General features: G+C 69.5%; 19 protein-coding genes and 1 pseudogene. 13 read left to right on the top strand and 7 right to left on the bottom strand.

What is annotated here, in order from left to right; genetic code table 11:
* The first annotated feature begins 10 nt into the window (after positions 1-10).
* Positions 11-760, top strand: coding sequence for an SDR family oxidoreductase (locus AB0J64_RS19850; RefSeq protein WP_364028638.1), 750 nt, complete (start codon positions 11-13; stop codon positions 758-760).
* A gap of 24 nt (positions 761-784) precedes the next feature.
* Here AB0J64_RS19850 and AB0J64_RS19845 read toward each other — a convergent pair whose 3' ends face one another.
* A complete protein-coding gene (locus AB0J64_RS19845; protein WP_364028723.1) occupies positions 785-1375 on the bottom strand; it encodes a TetR/AcrR family transcriptional regulator in 591 nt (196 codons plus the stop codon).
* A gap of 182 nt (positions 1376-1557) precedes the next feature.
* Between AB0J64_RS19845 and AB0J64_RS19840 the strand changes: the two genes are divergently transcribed.
* From AB0J64_RS19840 to AB0J64_RS19820, 5 genes and pseudogenes are all read left to right on the top strand, one after another.
* Positions 1558-2499 (top strand): alpha/beta fold hydrolase, encoded by a 942-nt coding sequence (locus AB0J64_RS19840; RefSeq protein WP_364028636.1) that lies wholly within the window; start codon positions 1558-1560, stop codon positions 2497-2499.
* A 177-nt stretch (positions 2500-2676) separates the two neighbouring features.
* Positions 2677-2913: pseudogene (locus AB0J64_RS19835) on the top strand (YceI family protein); the annotation flags it as partial.
* On the top strand, positions 2891-3139 hold the full coding sequence (locus AB0J64_RS19830) for a YceI family protein (RefSeq protein ID WP_364028634.1): 249 nt from the start codon (positions 2891-2893) through the stop codon (positions 3137-3139). The pseudogene AB0J64_RS19835 and the gene AB0J64_RS19830, both read left to right, overlap by 23 nt.
* 198 nt (positions 3140-3337) lie before the next feature.
* On the top strand, positions 3338-4672 hold the full coding sequence (locus AB0J64_RS19825) for a sugar porter family MFS transporter (protein ID WP_364028632.1): 1335 nt from the start codon (positions 3338-3340) through the stop codon (positions 4670-4672).
* Positions 4673-4755: 83 nt separating this feature from the next.
* The gene (locus AB0J64_RS19820) at positions 4756-5208 is read left to right on the top strand and encodes a VOC family protein (RefSeq protein ID WP_364028630.1); all 453 of its coding nucleotides are present in this window, start codon (positions 4756-4758) and stop codon (positions 5206-5208) included.
* A 24-nt stretch (positions 5209-5232) separates the two neighbouring features.
* Here AB0J64_RS19820 and AB0J64_RS19815 read toward each other — a convergent pair whose 3' ends face one another.
* The gene (locus tag AB0J64_RS19815; protein ID WP_364028628.1) at positions 5233-5772 is read right to left on the bottom strand and encodes a helix-turn-helix domain-containing protein; all 540 of its coding nucleotides are present in this window, start codon (positions 5770-5772) and stop codon (positions 5233-5235) included.
* A 190-nt stretch (positions 5773-5962) separates the two neighbouring features.
* Here AB0J64_RS19815 and AB0J64_RS19810 point away from each other — a divergent pair, with 190 nt between their 5' ends.
* Entirely contained in the window at positions 5963-6736 is a 774-nt protein-coding gene (locus AB0J64_RS19810; protein ID WP_364028627.1) for an SDR family oxidoreductase, read from the top strand.
* Between the two features lie 28 nt (positions 6737-6764).
* Here the strand turns inward: AB0J64_RS19810 and AB0J64_RS19805 are convergent, their stop codons facing one another.
* Entirely contained in the window at positions 6765-7529 is a 765-nt protein-coding gene (locus tag AB0J64_RS19805) for a class I SAM-dependent methyltransferase (RefSeq protein ID WP_364028625.1), read from the bottom strand.
* Positions 7530-7657: 128 nt separating this feature from the next.
* On the opposite strand from AB0J64_RS19805, the gene AB0J64_RS19800 reads away from it, so the two are divergent.
* Complete coding sequence (locus AB0J64_RS19800) at positions 7658-8260, top strand: TetR/AcrR family transcriptional regulator (protein WP_364028623.1); 603 nt, start codon at positions 7658-7660, stop codon at positions 8258-8260.
* Between the two features lie 147 nt (positions 8261-8407).
* On the opposite strand, the gene AB0J64_RS19795 is transcribed toward AB0J64_RS19800, so the two are convergent.
* Positions 8408-8788 carry a hypothetical protein gene (locus tag AB0J64_RS19795; RefSeq protein ID WP_364028621.1) on the bottom strand — a complete coding sequence of 127 codons (381 nt, stop codon included), beginning with the start codon at positions 8786-8788 and terminating at the stop codon, positions 8408-8410.
* Positions 8789-8838: 50 nt separating this feature from the next.
* The gene (locus AB0J64_RS19790; RefSeq protein ID WP_364028619.1) at positions 8839-9270 is read right to left on the bottom strand and encodes a hypothetical protein; all 432 of its coding nucleotides are present in this window, start codon (positions 9268-9270) and stop codon (positions 8839-8841) included.
* Between the two features lie 258 nt (positions 9271-9528).
* On the opposite strand from AB0J64_RS19790, the gene AB0J64_RS19785 reads away from it, so the two are divergent.
* From AB0J64_RS19785 to AB0J64_RS19770, 4 genes are all read left to right on the top strand, one after another.
* Entirely contained in the window at positions 9529-10566 is a 1038-nt protein-coding gene (locus tag AB0J64_RS19785) for a hypothetical protein (RefSeq protein ID WP_364028617.1), read from the top strand.
* A gap of 108 nt (positions 10567-10674) precedes the next feature.
* Positions 10675-11160 carry a hypothetical protein gene (locus AB0J64_RS19780; RefSeq protein WP_364028615.1) on the top strand — a complete coding sequence of 162 codons (486 nt, stop codon included), beginning with the start codon at positions 10675-10677 and terminating at the stop codon, positions 11158-11160.
* Positions 11129-12388 carry a prolyl oligopeptidase family serine peptidase gene (locus AB0J64_RS19775; RefSeq protein ID WP_364028613.1) on the top strand — a complete coding sequence of 420 codons (1260 nt, stop codon included), beginning with the start codon at positions 11129-11131 and terminating at the stop codon, positions 12386-12388. Before AB0J64_RS19780 ends, AB0J64_RS19775 begins: the two co-directional genes overlap by 32 nt.
* 168 nt (positions 12389-12556) lie before the next feature.
* Positions 12557-12949, top strand: coding sequence for a hypothetical protein (locus AB0J64_RS19770; protein ID WP_364028611.1), 393 nt, complete (start codon positions 12557-12559; stop codon positions 12947-12949).
* Here AB0J64_RS19770 and AB0J64_RS19765 read toward each other — a convergent pair.
* Positions 12915-13787, bottom strand: coding sequence for a pentapeptide repeat-containing protein (locus tag AB0J64_RS19765; protein ID WP_364028609.1), 873 nt, complete (start codon positions 13785-13787; stop codon positions 12915-12917). The two genes, AB0J64_RS19770 and AB0J64_RS19765, sit on opposite strands and share 35 nt — an antisense overlap.
* 71 nt (positions 13788-13858) lie before the next feature.
* Entirely contained in the window at positions 13859-14338 is a 480-nt protein-coding gene (locus AB0J64_RS19760; RefSeq protein ID WP_364028607.1) for a MarR family transcriptional regulator, read from the bottom strand.
* A 72-nt stretch (positions 14339-14410) separates the two neighbouring features.
* On the opposite strand from AB0J64_RS19760, the gene AB0J64_RS19755 reads away from it, so the two are divergent.
* Entirely contained in the window at positions 14411-15685 is a 1275-nt protein-coding gene (locus AB0J64_RS19755) for an MFS transporter (protein WP_364028605.1), read from the top strand.
* Positions 15686-15897: the final 212 nt, after the last annotated feature.

Below are 15897 nucleotides of genomic sequence, written 5' to 3'. Positions count from 1 at the left end.
GGAAGGCACCATGCACACGCTCCACGGCAAGACCGCCCTCGTCACCGGCGCGAGCAGGGGCATCGGCCGGGCCATCGCCCTGCGCCTGGCCCGTGACGGCGCCCGCGTCGCCGTCCACTACGGCGGCAACGAGCAAGCCGCCAAGGAAACCGTCGCCGCGATCGAGGCGGCAGGCGGACAGGCCTTCTGCCTGCGGGCCGAACTGGGCACCCCCGGCGACGCCGAACGCCTGTGGGCCGCCTTCGACGCGCGGGCCGACGAGCTGGACATCCTGGTCAACAACGCGGGCATCCTCAACGACGAGCCCGGCATCGAGCACGTGACCAGGCAGCAGTTCGAGCGGATCTTCGCGGTCAACGCCACCGCCCCGTTCTTCATCACCCAGCTCGCGCTGCCCCGGCTGCGCGACGGCGGCCGGATCATCAACATCTCCACGATGCTGACCCGCGGCTCGGCCATGCCCCGATCCATCAGCTACGCCATGTCCAAGGGCGCGCTCGACGTGCTCACCTCGACGCTCGCCAAGCAGCTCGGCCCACGCGCGATCACCGTCAACACCGTGGCGCCCGGCGTCATCGACACCGACATGCACGAGGGCAGGCTCGTCGGGGACGCGCTGGCCTGGCTGTCGTCGCTGTCACCCATGGGCCGCGTGGGCACCCCCGAGGACGTCGCCGGCGCGGTGGCTTTCCTGGCCTCCGACGACAGCCGCTGGGTGACCGGCCACTGGCTGGACGCCTCAGGAGGAACCCTGCTGTAACGGCCCAGAACTCCCTGACTCGGGTCAGTGCGGTAGACGCAGTCCTGCGATGAGGAGTTCGACCAGCCGGCGTGCGTCGTAGCGGGGATCGCTCTCCGCACCTATGCAGAGGTTCCCGACGCCGCGCATGAGCTCGTAGGCCTCCAGGCCGGGGCGGATCTCGCCCGCACCGGCCGCGGCGTCGATCAACTGGGTGCAGACGGGTACGAGGCGGTCGAGGAAATAGGCGTGCAGCGCGTCGAAGCCGGCGTCCTTGGACTGGAGCACGGCGGCGAGACCGTGTTTGGTGACCAGGAAGTCGACGAACTGGTTGATCCATTGCCGGAGCGCGGCGTAAGGGGTCGCGCTGCCGGCCAGCAGGGCCGGACCGGCCTCGGCGCAGGCCTCGACCTGGTGCCGGTAGACGGCGATGATGAGATCCGCTCGCGTCGGGAAGTGGCGGTAGATCGTGGCCGTCCCGACCCCGGCCTCGGCGGCGATGTCGCGGATCGGCGCTTCCACGCCTGACGCCACGAAGATCGCGGCGGCCGCGTCGAGCAGAGTCTCCTTGTTGCGCCGGGCGTCCGCCCGTTTGGGCTGGGCCGCGTGCCCTGCGCCGCGGTCGCCGTCGTTCACCACGCCGTTTCCTCCGCCACCCGGATTGCTAAACGGGACAACGTCCCGTATCGTCAAAACGGGACACGGTCCCGTTTGCTCATCATGCCAGATCAGGGGCCGATGACCAAGCCGCGCGCGGTCACCACCCGCACGGGCCCACCGGCCGGCCCACCCGAAGAAACCGAAACGAAGGCACGTCCATGTCGAACTCCCCCACCGCGAACACGCAGAAGTTCGCGAACACCCCCACCACGGTCGTCTCCGCGAAGCCGGTCGTCCTGTCCGCCCCGGACCGCGGCGAGGACCTCCAGGTCCGCGTGTCCGCCCCCGCGACCGGCAGCGACCTGCCCATCATCGTCTTCTCCCACGGCTTCGGCTGGTCGATGAACGGCTACGCCCCCCTGGCCGACTTCTGGGCAGCCCGCGGCTTCGTGGTCGTGCAGCCCACCCACCTCGACTCGAGGACGCTCGGCCTCCCTGCCGACGACCCCCGTACGCCGCGCATCTGGCGCTTCCGCGTCGAGGACCTCAAGCGTGTCCTCGACGAGCTCGACCAGTTGGAAGCTTCCGTGCCGGGCCTCAAGGGGCGGCTGGACCGCCGCCGCATCGCCGTGGCCGGCCACTCCTGGGGAGCCCAGACCGCGAGCACGCTGCTGGGCGCGCGCGTCCTCGGCTCCGACGGCGTTCCCGGTGAAGACCTGTCCGACCCTCGGGTCAAGGCGGGCGTGCTGCTCGCCCTGCCCGGTCGGGGGGACGATCTGACTCCGTTCGCGGCCGAGCACCTCCCCTTCATGAAGCCGTCCTTCGACCACATGACCGCGCCGGCTCTCATAGTCGCCGGGGACCATGACCAGTCCGCGCTGTCCACCCGGGGGCCGGACTGGTTCACCGACCCCTACTTCCTCAGCCCGGGAAGCAAGAGCCTGCTCACGCTGTTCGACGCAGAGCACTCGCTCGGCGGCATCCCCGGGTACGAGGTCGCGGAGACGACGGACGAAAGCCCCGAACGCGTCGCCCTGATCCAGCAGCTCACCTGGGCGTACCTGCGCAGTGCCCTCTACCCCGAGGACACCAGCTGGCAGGCGGCGAGCTCCGCGCTGGAGGAAGACCCCCAGCCGCTGGGGAAGCTCCAGAGCAAGTAAGCGCTGTCACCTTGAAGGGGGCCGCCGGTGTTCGCCAGTACGGTCCCCCTCGGTCAGGTGGTCGAGCAGGACCTGGCTGATGTCGGCGAGTTGCCGCAGTTGTTCCGGGGTGAGCAGGTCGATCAGGTGCTCGCGGACGCCCGCCACGTGCCGGGGGGCGGCTGCGCCCGCCACGCGATGGTGACCAAGGTGCGCGGCAGCATCCCCGTCCGCGAGGCCACCGCCCACCTGGACGCCGCCGACCCCGCCGCCTCCACCGTCCACGTGGTGCTGGACGTGGCCGGCATCCAGACCGGCAACCAGCTCCGCGACGACCATCTGCGCACCGGCGACTTCCTCGACGCCGCCGCCCACCCGACGATCACCTTCACCTCGACCGAGATCAAGCACCTTGACGGCGACAGCTTCGACGTCACCGGACAGCTCACCGTCCGCGGCGTCACCCGCCAGATCACCATCCCCCTACACCGGCACCGCGGTCGACGCCCAGGGCCTGACCCGGGCCGGCTTCGAGGGCAGCACCGCGATCAACCGCAAGGACTTCGGCATCACCTACAACGCCGTCCTGGAGACCGGCGGCGTGATGATCTCCGACAAGATCACGCTCGAGTTCGACCTGTCCGCCGTCAAGACCGCCTGACCCAGCTGCAACCACATCATGCGTCACCCACGACCACGTCGCCGACTTCGACGCCCGTCGTACAAGCCGTCGACCCCGACATCCTGTGACGCCCCGAGCGTTGGCAAGCCCGCCGCGATGTCATCCCGGTGCTCGTTACGGCCGTTCCTTGCGGGTTAGAGAAGCGGGATTGGCCGGATCAAGCAGAGAGGCGGGGCGATGGCGGTTGTTTCCGGGAGGCTGGTGCTGTGCGGGGTCGCGATGGGCGTCATCTACGGGTACGACTCGGGCGCCATCGCGGGGGCACTGCTGTTCATTCCGGACGACCTGGGCCTGTCGACACCGGCGACGCAGAGCCTGACGGCGGTGACCATCGCGGGATACCTGGTGGGCGCGCTGGGAGCCGGCAGGCTGGCGGAGGCCGTGGGACGGAAGGCGGCGATGACCTTATCGGTCGTGGGGTATGTCGCGTTCGCGCTGCTGGCCGCCGCAGCCAGTGGGCTGGTGTGGCTCGATGTGGCGCGGTTTCTGCTGGGGGTGGCGATCGGGGTCGTCCTGGTGACCGTGCCGGTGTTCCTGGGTGAGTCGGCCTCCACCGGGAGCCGGGGCAGCATGGTGGTCGTCTTCCAGGTCTCCACCGTCGCCGGGATCATGCTGGGGTATCTGGTGGACTTCCTGCTGGCGGGCAGCGGGGCGTGGCGGTGGATGCTGGGTGGGGCGGCGGGGCTGGGAGTGCTGGCTCTGGTCGCGCTGCGGGGGGTGCCGGACACACCGCGGTGGTACGTCTCGAAGGGGCGGTTCGCGGAGGCCGAGGCGGCGCTGCGCCGCACCGAGCCTGGGGCCGACTTCGCGGAGGCGGTCGCGGAGATGCGGGCCTCGTGGCAGGCCGAGCGCGGCGGATCGGCGCGGGAGCTGTGGCGGCTGCCCTACCTGCGAGCCACCGCCTTCGTGGTGGCGCTGGGGTTCCTGGTGCAGATCACCGGGATCAGCGCGATCGGGTACTACGGGCCGTTCATCTTCGCGGGCATGGGGTTCACGGGGCATGCGGCGCTGCTGCTGTTGCCCGCCGCCGTGCAGGGGGTGGGGCTGGCGGCCGGCCTGGTGGCGCTGTCGCTGGTGGACCGGCTGGGGCGGCGTCCGGTCCTGCTCGCGGGGGTGGCGGGGATGGTGGTTGCCGATCTGGTGCTCGTATGGGCGCTGGCGGACCAGGGGCGGGGTGCCGCGGGGTTCGCGGGGGTGCTGCTGTTCACCGCGGCGTTCAACGCCGGCCTGGGGTCGGTGGTGTGGGTCTACGCGGCCGAGAGCTTTCCCGCGCGGCTGCGGCTGGCCGGGGCCTCGGTGATGCTGACGTGCAACCTCGTGGCGAACTTCCTCGTCGCCCAGTTCTTCCTCAGCTCGCTGGAGTCGCTCGGCGCGTCGGGGACGTTCGGGGTGCTGCTGGGGTTCGCGGCGCTGGCGTGGGTGTTCCTGTGGCGCCTCGCGCCGGAGACGCGCGAACGGCCACTGGAGTCGGTGCGGGCCTTCTGGGAGAACGGCGGGCGCTGGCCCGACTGAGCTCTTCTTGCGTTTGAACCCAGACGCCGCGTGCAGAGAACATGACGGCATATGCGGAAACGATCACAAGGAGGGGCGTTCGGATGGCCGATCAGGACAACAGGCCCAGGTTGTGCCAGGTGGTGCTCGACTGCACCGACGCCAGGGCCTTGGCGGAGTTCTACCGTTCCCTGCTTGGCCTCGTCTACCGACCCGGCGATGAGCCGCCCGACGCGGGAGGCGACGACGAACGGGGGCGCGACTGGCTGGTGCTGAGGACCCCGGACGGCGCTCCGCACCTGGCCTTTCAGCAGGTCGACCGGCTCCCTGAAGCAACCTGGCCGGACGACCGGGTGCCCCAGCAGTTGCACCTGGATCTGACCGTGACGTCGGTCGAGAACTTGCTGGCACAGCATGAACGCGTCCTGCGCCTCGGCGGCCGGCTGCTGCTGGACCGCGTGGACGACGCCGAGGAGCCGCTACGTGTGTACGCCGACCCGGCTGGACACCCGTTCTGCATCTTCGTTTCGCAACGCAGCGCAACTCATGTCCCGTGACCCGTGACCCGCCGAGGGCGGCCGTCAGCGGGTGAAAAGGGCGCGGTGCAGCATTTCCCGCACGCGTTTGTGGCGGCTGTCGCGCTGGGCGGTGTCCTTGGTGTTGACGGCGGCCTCGCCCATGGAGATGGCGAGCATCAGGTCGTCGACGTCGACGACGGGCTGGACGAGGCCGGCCGCGCGGCCGTGGTCGAGGAGAGGTTCGAAGCAGGCCGCGATGCGGCGGGAATGCTCCATGAACCATTGCAGGTCGGCGCCGGACAGGACCTGGGCGAGGCCGCGGTTGTCCAGTTGCATGTCCAGGACGAAGTCGAACAGCTTGACCGCGCCGTCGGGCTGTTCCCGCAGTCCGGCCGCGTGGCGCTCGATCTGGGCGACGTTGTCGGCGAGGACCGTGGCCGCGAGCTCCTCGCGGGTGGCGAAGTTGCGGTAGATCGTGGTGCGGCTCACCCCTGCGGCTCGGGCGATCTCCTCCAGCGCGACGTCGTGACCGTGATCGGCGAACATCCGCCGGGCCGCGGTGAGCAGCCGGTCCCGGTTGCGGGCGGCGTCCTTCCGTGTCAATTGCGACCCACTTTCACGCACGGTCCAACCCTAGCTTGCCACGAACCGTACATGATTGTACGTTTAGCGGCGGTCGAACCGTACATATGTGTACGGTTCGGCCGGCCGGACGGCGGGCGCCACCGGCCTCCATCACGACGTAGGCGCGCCGCCAGGAGCAGCGGGGCGCCCGGATCGATCGGAGCGGACAATGCGTGGTTTGACGGAGAAGGCGATCATCGTGGCAGGCGGGGCGACCGGCATCGGCGCGGCCACCGCGATCAGGCTCGCCGAGGAAGGCGCCGGCGTCGTCGTCGGCGACATCAACCTGTCCGGCGCGCAGGCCACCACCGCCACGATCACCGAGGCCGGCGGTTCGGCGATCGCGGTGCACTTCGACCTCGCCGACGAGCACTCCGTCAACGCGATGGTCGCCAGGACGGTGGAGGAGTTCGGTACCGTGCACGGCCTGTTCAACGTCGGCGCGGACCTGTCGCCGGGCAACCTCGGGCGCGACACGTCACTGCTCGACACCGACCTGGACGTGTGGGAACGGACCCTGGACGTCAACGTCGTGGGTTATGTCCGTACGGCTCGCGCCGTCCTGCCGCACCTGCTGGACAACGGCGGCGGCAGCATCGTCAACTGCTCCTCCGGCGCCGCGGTCAGCGCCAGCGACCGCAAGCGCCCCGCCTACGGGGCATCGAAGTCGGCGGTCAACGCGCTCACCCGCCACATCGCCGGGCGCTACGGCCCCAAGGGGGTGCGCTGCAACGGCGTGATGCCCGGCCTGGTCATGGGCGAGACCCAGGTGGCGCAGAACGACATCCAGCTCCAGAAGATGTTCCTGGAGCACGTCCCCACCACCCGGCTGGGCCGCCCGAGCGACCTGGCCGCAGTCGTCGCCTTCCTGCTGTCCGACGACGCCGAATGGATCAACGGCCAGGTGTGGGCCGTCGACGGCGGCGCCAACATGCGCGCCTGACCGGCGGCGGCGACCGAGCGGCAACGGATCAAGAGGTGCCGGCGCGTACGGCGGTGGCCGCCAGCGTGGTGTAGTGCATCGTGAAGCGGCCCCCCAGCGCGTCGATCGCACCTCCGACCGCGTCCAGTATCTCGGCCAGCTGATCGGGACGGAGCTGGGTGAGACCGCCGGTAGTGGGCAGCAGGTCCAGCCATTGGTCGCGCGTGTAGGACTGCTCCCAGTCGAATCGCCACTGTTTCGGCTCGGTGAACCGTCCGGTCTCGCAGATCTTGTCGGCGAACTTCGCGTACCCCGCTCGGTACAGGTCGAGCGGACGTCGAGCCGGCTGATTGCCGAACGGCGAGTCGGGCGCCACCCGGCGGAAAGCGGCGGCGAACGGCTCGGCCACCTCGGCAGGCGGCTCGAATACGTGCCCGAAAATCGCCAGGCGCCCGTCCGGGCGCAGCACCTGGGCCGCCTTCACGGCGCCGGCGACCGGATCCACCCAGTGCCACGACTGGGCGGCGACCACCGCGTCGAACCTCCGGCCGGCCGGCTCCCAGGCTTCGAAGGTCGCCACCTCGACCTGCAGGCCGCGGCCTTGCGCGAACTCGGCCATCCGCGCATCCGGCTCGATCCCGAGCACGGCGCAGCCGGCGGCCTGGAACTGGCGGGCCGCGATGCCGGTGCCACAGCCGACGTCGAGCACGTCAGGTCCTGGGCTCCCGGCGACGATCCGCGCCACCAAGGCATCGGGGTAACCGGGTCGGGCCTGGTCGTAGCGTTGCGCGTCCATGCCGAACGACTCAGCCATCCGTCGGGCCTGATGCAACTGCGCTGGTTCTGGTTGCTCTCGCGGTAGAGTGGGCATGCGTTCACCTTAGTGGGCAAGCGCCCACTAAGCAACGGATGCCGACGACTGACGTACGAGAGGATCGGTCAGTGCCGACTGGGGTGCACCTTCGCGACGCGCGACAGCAACTGTTCGACGCCGCCGAACGCGTGCTGCTGCGCGACGGCCCGAACGGGCTGACCAGCCGTGCCGTCACCGACGAGGCAGGCTGCGCCAAAGGCGTCCTGCACCGGCACTTCCCCGACTTCGACGCCTTCCTCACCGAGCTCGTGCTCGACCGCGCCGCACAGCTCGAGACCCAAGCACGTGCGCTGCACGAGGCCGCCGGCACCGGCACGGTGGCCGACAACATCACCGGCGCACTGACCACCCTGTTCGGACCGGTCCCGGTGGCGATCATCCCGCTCATCACGTTCCGGGACGAGCTGCGCGCACGGCTGCGGCAGGCCAGGCCCGGAGGCGGCATCGCGATCCTCGCCCAGGTCGCGACCGCCGTCTCCACCTACCTGGCCGACGAGCGCGAACTGGGCCGTATCGCGGCCGACGCCGACATCGAGTCACTCACCCTCTCCCTGGTCGGAGGCGGGCATCTGCTGTTCGCAGACCGCCACCAAGACCCGCCGACCACGGCCACCGTCCACAAGCTCGTGACCACCGTGCTCGCCGACGTCGTGCAACGGCGGCTGCTCTGAGCTTGGCCGGTCATCGCGATCACTGGTGCGTGGTGCTCGCCCGCCCTGATTCCGTCCTCAGATATCCCCGGCGCTTGCCGCACCGGGGATATCGTCGAGCCTGCGGCAAGGCGGCGTTGGCCGGGTTACCGGTTCAGGCGGGCAGGGTCAGCATCTGCGCAGGCCGTACCTGCCGGGGTCGGCGTCGAAGGCGCTGGGCGTGTGCACCGCGGAGGCCGGCACGTACCCGAAGTTGCCGAACCTGTCGCCGACGGTTCCGTACCAGGTGGTGTTGCCGCCGGTGTGGAGTTCTCCCTGCGTCCAGCAGGTGAACCAGCTCTGCGTGGTGTCGAGGAAGTCCACCGCGTCGACGGGCCGGGGCTCGTGGAACACGGGGACGCCGCCTTCGTTGCTGCAGTGCAGCCTTCCGTCGTGCGGGTCGACTCCGCAGGGGGCGGCAGCACTGGCAGTGGCAGTGGCCGGGGTGAGCCCGAGCAGCGCGAATGCCGCGATGGCGATGGCCGTGGAGATGGCTTGGTGCTTGTTCATCTGTGGCGCCTCATTCGGTGTAGTTCTCGGGGATGCGGATCGTGAGGGCGTCACGGTCCGATGAGGTCGTAGTCGGCCGAGGTGCACTCGCGCAGTCCCGGCGCGGGGTCATGGGCGGTGGCCACGTGGACGGCGGGCAGGAAGCCCCAGCCGCGGTAGGGCGGCACCGCCTCGTCGCCCGCGGCCAGGTACCAGATGCTGTTGCCGCCCGCGTGCGGGCCGCCCTCGACCCAGCACTGGAACCAGCTGAAGCTGCTCTTCAGCACGCCGGTCTCCGCGGTCTGGTAGGAGGCGTCGTAGGACAGGGTGACGTTGGGGGTGTTGCGGCAGTAGAGCCTGCCGTCGCTGCGGACCCCGCATTCCTCCGCCGCCGTGGCCGCCAGGGCCGTGGTGGTGGCGGCCTCGGGGATCCCGGCTCCCCAAAGGGCACTGAACAGGGCCGCGGTCAGCAGCGCGCCGGCCGCGCGATTGCGGATCATCATGGTGGTGGTCTGCCTTTCTGTTGCGACAGGTGCGGCGGGTTCGCCGCGTCGAGACTCAGCGAAGCCGCGTGTGCAAGGTGTCCAACAGGGGCGCGGACGGACTCGTCCGAAGTCGAGCCATCCGATGGCCAGACCTGGACGGCAGGCCGCCGTTGCCGGCACTTCTCGGACGCTCTGCGTCATCGCTTGTAAACTCTGCGTCAAGTACGGGTCGGTGAGGCGGAACGGCCCGGGCAGAAAGGACAAGGGCTGGCGGCGATGAGCGAGTATCCGGAAGGCGACCAGGGTTCCGGGGCCGTCAGGCAGGCGCCCCCATCCCAGCTGGAGTCCGTGACCTGTCACGAGGATCTGGTGAAGTTGCTGGCCGAGCAGTTCGCGCGGGCCGACACTTCACTGCGGGAGCTGCAGCTGCGGGCGGACAAGGCGGGCGGTACCCGCCTGCCGCGGGCGACGTGCGCGGACATGCTGGCCGGGCGGCGCTTTCCCAAGAAGGCGTTGATGGTGGCCTTCCTGCGGGCGTGCCAGGTGCCCGAGGATCAGCTTCCGGCTTGGGAACGGGCGTGGGAGCGCTTGCGCGTCAGCCGCATGCCCGCAGGGAGGGAGGAGGATCGCGAGATCGAAACCCCCGGCGGCGCGGCGCCTGCCGCCCAGACGGCCGGGCCGGGCCAGGCGGGGCCGACCGGCGTCCTCGGGCGAGGCCGGCGTCGAGCCGTCGTGTCGGCCGTACTGGGAGTGCTGGCAGCACTGGTCGTGAGCGTCATCATCGATCAGCGGGCGGCATCGCCACGCGATGCCGGCGGCTCTGTGGGTCCCGGCCACTTCGTGAGCGACGATGGCCGTGCGTTCGGCCCCGGCGGGTCGAGCCGGTTCACCGTGTCCGTCGATCCGGCCAACACCGGCGTACGCCTGATCCGCCGCCTGGACGTAGGCGTCGCCTCGCAACACGCCACCATCACCGTGAACGGGGAACCGGCCGGGGTGTGGCGGGAGCTGCCCGGCGACAGCACCTACAAGTGGAGGGATCAGGTCGTCGAAATCCCGCGCACCCTGACCGCAGGCCGACGCTCTCTCACCATCGTCAACAGGTTCGTCTCCTCCTCCTTGGGCTTCAACGAGTTCCTCTACGTCGTCGAGCAGCGGGTCAACGGAGCCTGGTCGACCGCCGACACGGTCGACGTCGGCCCTCACCACGCCGCCAGCGAAGCCTCGCACGACTACCGCATCGTCGGAGAGGGCTGGACCGGTCCCCAGACATTCGCCTATCCCCCGCGTGAGGAGGACCGGAGAGTCGAATGAGTGAGAAGCCCAGCCCGCGATCAGAGGTATCCGCCGTGCATGTCGCGAGACTGCAGGCATGATCGTCATTATGTCGATCACTACCTTTGACGCCGGGAGACGGGTTCGATGAGTGAGGTCACGCCGCAACTGCTCGTGGACGGTGCCCTGCCGCTGCACCCGGCGATCTCACCGGACGGCCACTGGGTCGCCTACACGGTCGCCCCTGTCGCGCGGACAGACGACCATCCGAGCAGTGCCATCTGGATCGCCGCGACTGACGGAAGCTCATCGCCCAGGAAGCTGACCGCGGGAACGGCGAAAGACTTCGCTCCGCGCTGGGCGCCGGATTCAGCCTCGCTCTTCTTCGGATCGGATCGGGTGCAGCGCGGCACCATCCAGATCCATCGAATATCGCTCGACGGCGGCGAAGCCACGACGCTGACCACCTGGCAGAGCGGGATCTCCGGCTACCTTCCCCTCACCGACGGCCGGCTGGTCGCGGTGGTGGCCGCGGAGCCGCCAACCGATGAGGACGAGCGCAGGACGGCCGAACGCGACGACGCCAAGGTGTGGGGTGTCGGTGGCGTCCTCGCCGACCTGGTGGAACGCTGAGGGAGATAGCTGGCACCTGTGCTACCTGGCGACGACCCCGCCCGGGCCGGTCGGGGGTCGCGCCGTCTTCGACCTCACCGTGCCCGAGACCGGCGCGGCGGGCGAGCATCGCAACCTGACCAGCGGCATGACCGTCTGCCCAGCTGACCTGGCACAGGTTGCGGATGGACTGCCGCTGGCGCTGTTCGCCGACGGGCTCGACACCTCGATCTGCCGGCTCGATCTCGAGACACGGCGGTTCCAGCCGATGTCCTCTCTGGAGGGCTTGGCCGTCTCACTCACCGCGAGTCACTCGGGCGAGGTCGTTGCCGCGCTGGCGAGCACGGCGTACGAGCCGATGAATGTCCACGCCGGCTCGCCTGCCGATCGGCTTTTACGGCTCAGCGACACCAGGCCGGAGCTGCGCGGGATCAGGTGGGGAAGGCAGGAGCGCCTCTCGTACAAGGCCTCCGACGGGCTCGATCTCGACGGGTTGCTGATCCTGCCGGCCGGAAGGAGCCGTCGCGACGGCCCGTTTCCGCTCATCACGTTGGTGCACGGCGGCCCGTACGACAGACATGCCGACCGGTTCATGCTCGGCGTGATCCCGTCGGGGCAGTGGCTTGCGACCGCAGGATATGCGGTCTTCCTGCCCAATCCGCGGGGCGGCGAGGGCCACGGCCATGATTTCGCGGCGACCGTCGCGGGCGCGGCCGGCATGGATGAATGGAGGGACATCGTCAGCGGCATCGACCTGCTGATCACTGACGGCATCGCCGATCCGGACCGGCTCGGGATCGGCGGGTGGAGCCACGGCGGGTTCATGGCCGCCTGGGCCGTCGGGCAGACAAGCCGGTTCAAGGCCGCCGTCATGGGTGCCGGCATCAGCGACTGGGGCATGCTCGTCGCGACCGGTGACTGGGGGACTCTGGAGGCCGGGCTCAGCGGGAGCTGCGGCTGGGAGGGGACAGGCCCGCACCGGCACGACCGGCTCAGCCCCATCTCCCACGCCTCGAAGGTCTGCACGCCGGTGCTGATCCTGCATGGCGAGGACGACACGAACGTGCCGGTCAGCCAGGCCGTCTACTTCCATCGCGCTCTGCGGCGGTTCGGAGTCGAGCACGAGTTCGTCGTCTATCCGCGAGAAGGCCACGTGATCCAGGAGCGCAACCACCAGATCGACGTGCTGCGGCGCACCCGCGCGTGGTTCGACCGATGGCTCGCCGACCCCGCATCAGCTCACGGCTGACGCTCGCGGCAGGGGCGCGCGGACCGGCGCGGTTGCTTTGCAGCGGCATCGATGCAGCGGCTGTTCCACCAGATGGACACTGTCAAGCAGCTGTCCGCTCGCGTGGCCTCGAGCAAGTCTGGAAGGTTCTCTGTGCTGATGCGGGCTTGATCGATAAGGTGATCGGCCATGGGTGTTCTGGTCGACTACTTCACTGCGGACTCTGAGCAGGTGGCCCGGGAGGCGTTGTCCGGCGGGCCGGGAGCCGCGAACCTGCCGTATGTCGACTGCAAGGGCTGGCTTGACGAGCTCGACGCGCTGGTCGCTGAGATCAGCGGGCGTGATCTCAGCGAGTTCGGCGACAGCGAGGTCGTCGCGGACGACGGCGAAGCGGCGGGCGTGGAGCGGATCGCGCCGGAGACGGTCGCCGCGCTCGCCGAGGTGGACGATGCGCGGTTGCGCGAATATGCCGAGGACGAACTGCTCGAGGAGTACGAGGTCGAACGCATCACCGCCGTGCGGGACCTGGCCCGCCAGGCGAGGCGGCTCAATCAGGGGATGTATCGCTGGTTGTGCGCCTGAACGCGTCGAACAGCTCTTCCCGGAGGGCGGGCGGCAGCTTGCGGCCCATTCGCGCCGGGCTCACCAGGGCCTGGTCATCGTTCCATTCGCGTGCCATGTCGGCGAGGAACTCCAGCGCGGAGTGGACCTCCTTGCGGTGCCGCTCATCCGCCCAGCCGTCGGCCAACGCCAGCACTGACCTTGCCCGTTCGGTGATCCGGTCGAGGAGCGCGTAGCCGGGCAGGCCGGGAAAGCGCTGGGCCCGCAGGTCGATGTGGCGGAAGGCGACGTAGTCGAGCTCGGCGGCGGTGAAGTCGTTGCCGGTGAACTCATTGTGTTCCCTGCCCAGCACGTCTTGATGCTCGGTCGGGCGGCCCCAGAAGTTCATGTTCCGTACGCGGCCGAGGAAGACGCAGTCGACGAACTCGGCTTCGAAGGTGGCCGTCTGCTCCCGTAGCCGGGATCCGTCGAACACGCATCGTTCGAACCGCACGTTGCCGAAGTAGGTTCGCTCCGCAAAGCGGGTGCGGCGGAAGGTGCAGTCGCGGTAGACAGTCTGCGGCCATGTGGCGCCGTCCCACTTCTGTCCACCGATGCCCGTGCCGGTGCTGCCCATCAATGGCTGCTCGAAGGCGACGCCGGAGAAGTCGCATCCGTCGAACTCGCTGCCGTAGGCGTTGAAGCCGACGAACCGCGTCTCGGTGAAGTCCACGTTCACCAGTCGTGCCCGGTCGAAGATCACATCGGTCACGCCGGTGGGCAGCTGAAACCGCTGGTCCCGGAGCTGTCCGCGAGCGATCCTCGCGCTCCGCCACTCTTCGTTGGTCGGCTCGAAGGTGAACTGTTCAGACGTGTTCACGTCGGTCGCCTGATAGGAGATTCATGTGCGGAGTCTCGCACTCGACGCCGACAAACCGCGCCACGTCCTGGTCAGGCGCGGGCAGATTGGCCCGCGACGTGGGCACGGAGCCGGTCGAGCAGGTCGAGCAGGGCACTCCGTTCGGCGTCATCGAGGATGGCGAAGGTGAGTTCGGCGTGCGTGGCGTGCAGCGCCTTGATCTCGCCGAGGTGCTCATGGCCCTTGGCGGTGATCTCGAGCCGGGTGGACCTGCGGTCGTCGGGATCGTCGCACCGACGCAGCAGGCCTTCGTCCTCCAGACCGTCCACCAGGGACGTGATCGACCTGCCGGTGATGCCCAGCCGGTCCTTGAGCTCGCCCATCCGCGGCGTGCCCGCTTCGTCGACGGCGAGCATCAGCAGAACCCGGGACGTGGACCAGCCGCGTTGCAGGTAAGGCTGCCCGGCGAACCGCCGCAGCGCATGTGTGGTGCGCATGAGCGCCTCGGCCAGTTCCGCTCCTGACGGGGGTGCCTCCTGCCGGGGAGGTGCCGACGCTTTCTCGCTTGACACCCTCTCAGGATACAGACAATCCTGATATACGTAATTGAAACTATCCGGCTTGTAACTATTACAGGAGACTGGATGGACACGAGCGGAGCGAGCACGGCGTCGACAGTGAAGGCGGGGCCGTGGCAGAGCCGCAACTACCGGTTACAGATCGCGAGCGCGGTCATATCGGCGCTGGGCACAGCCGCCGCACCGGTCGCGAGCGCGTTCGCGATCCTCGACACGGGCGGCTCGGGCACCGCGGTCGGCCTGGTGTCCGCGGCGGGCACGGTGCCCGCGGTGCTGTTCTTCGTGATCGGGGGCGTCGTGGCCGACCGGCTGCCACGACACCTGGTCATCGTCGTCGCGAACCTGGTCAGCGCGCTCGCACAAGCGCTGTTCGCGCTGGTGGTTCTCACCCAGACGGTCAAGCTCTGGCAGCTGGTGATCTTCGCCGCCGTCAACGGACTCGCCATCGCCTTCCGCATGCCCGCCACCGAGGGGCTGCTGATGCGCAGCGTCGACCGGGCGTACGCGAGCAAGGCATTCGCCATCTTCCGGACCGGCCTCAACGGCGCCCAGGTGGCCGGCGCCGCGCTCGGCGGCGTTCTGGTCGCGGGCGTGGGTCCGGGCTGGGTGCTCGCCTTCGACGCGGCCACCTTCCTGCTCGCATCCGTGGTCGGCATGAGGATGCAGGTCGAAGGGCGGCTGCGTAAGCGTGCGGGTTTGGTCAGCGAGCTACGCGAAGGCTGGACCGAGTTCGCCGGGCGACGGTGGCTGTGGAGCGTGGTGGCGCAGTTCGCCGTCGTGAACGCGGTCGGCGTCGGGGCCTTCGCCGTGCTCGGCGCGTTGGCCGCCGACCGGCAGTTCGACGGGGCGCGCGACTGGGGATTCATCCTCTCCTGTGACGCGATCGGCATGATCTTCGGTGGCCTGCTGATGGTGCGGCTGCGGCCGCGGCGACTGCTGGTCTCCGGCGCTTCCGCGGCCCTGCTGCTCGCGCTGCCGCTCGCAGCGTTCGCGGCCGGGGCGCCGCTCCTGGTGGTCTGCGCGGCGTCCCTGCTCGCCGGGATCGGTGTGGAGATCTTCAGCGTCAACTGGATGACCACGCTCAGGCAGGAAGTGCCACACGAGAAGTTCTCGCGCATCGCGGCCTACGAGGCACTCGGCTCCTTCGGGCTCACCCCGCTGGGAGCGGCCGCCGCCGGCCCCGCCGCGGACCGGCTCGGTCTCGATCGAACGCTGTGGTTCGCCACCGGCGCCATCGTGGCCGCGACCGCCCTGGTCCTCGCCGTCCCCGACGTACGGAAGATGCAACGCGAACCAGAGGACGACGCCGCCGGATCCGGTGGGCCCCCAGGACCCCGATGACCGCCTGTCTTCGACAGCGGGTCCGGGCCTTCCAGAAGCCCTGAGGCCGAGGGGTGGAGACACCGGCCACCCGCCGTCCATGGCATGAGCCGCATAGGTATCAGTCACGGCGTGGTGAGTGGGGAACGAGCATGGAGGGTGGGCTCCGAGCAGTTCCAGCACCTCGGCTTCCCGAGGGGAGATCTCCGCTTCTGTCACCGCTGTGCAAGTTT

The organism is Nonomuraea sp. NPDC049695 (assembly GCF_040674955.1).
Classification (GTDB): domain Bacteria; phylum Actinomycetota; class Actinomycetes; order Streptosporangiales; family Streptosporangiaceae; genus Nonomuraea; species Nonomuraea helvata.
Note: the sequence above shows the minus strand (reverse complement) of the source record. Positions and strands in the feature narration are given on the sequence as shown.

Excerpts from the sequence above, each read along its gene's own strand:
- AB0J64_RS19805 (WP_364028625.1), bottom strand. The coding sequence starts at position 7,529 with ATGGCTGAGTCGTTCGGCATGGACGCGCAACGCTACGACCAGGCCCGA.
- AB0J64_RS19840 (WP_364028636.1), top strand. The coding sequence starts at position 1,558 with ATGTCGAACTCCCCCACCGCGAACACGCAGAAGTTCGCGAACACCCCC.
- AB0J64_RS19850 (WP_364028638.1), top strand. The coding sequence starts at position 11 with ATGCACACGCTCCACGGCAAGACCGCCCTCGTCACCGGCGCGAGCAGG.
- AB0J64_RS19795 (WP_364028621.1), bottom strand. The coding sequence starts at position 8,788 with ATGAACAAGCACCAAGCCATCTCCACGGCCATCGCCATCGCGGCATTC.
- AB0J64_RS19810 (WP_364028627.1), top strand. The coding sequence starts at position 5,963 with ATGCGTGGTTTGACGGAGAAGGCGATCATCGTGGCAGGCGGGGCGACC.
- AB0J64_RS19825 (WP_364028632.1), top strand. The coding sequence starts at position 3,338 with ATGGCGGTTGTTTCCGGGAGGCTGGTGCTGTGCGGGGTCGCGATGGGC.
- AB0J64_RS19785 (WP_364028617.1), top strand. The coding sequence starts at position 9,529 with ATGAGCGAGTATCCGGAAGGCGACCAGGGTTCCGGGGCCGTCAGGCAG.
- AB0J64_RS19770 (WP_364028611.1), top strand. The coding sequence starts at position 12,557 with ATGGGTGTTCTGGTCGACTACTTCACTGCGGACTCTGAGCAGGTGGCC.
- AB0J64_RS19755 (WP_364028605.1), top strand. The coding sequence starts at position 14,411 with ATGGACACGAGCGGAGCGAGCACGGCGTCGACAGTGAAGGCGGGGCCG.
- AB0J64_RS19820 (WP_364028630.1), top strand. The coding sequence starts at position 4,756 with ATGGCCGATCAGGACAACAGGCCCAGGTTGTGCCAGGTGGTGCTCGAC.
- AB0J64_RS19780 (WP_364028615.1), top strand. The coding sequence starts at position 10,675 with ATGAGTGAGGTCACGCCGCAACTGCTCGTGGACGGTGCCCTGCCGCTG.
- AB0J64_RS19790 (WP_364028619.1), bottom strand. The coding sequence starts at position 9,270 with ATGATGATCCGCAATCGCGCGGCCGGCGCGCTGCTGACCGCGGCCCTG.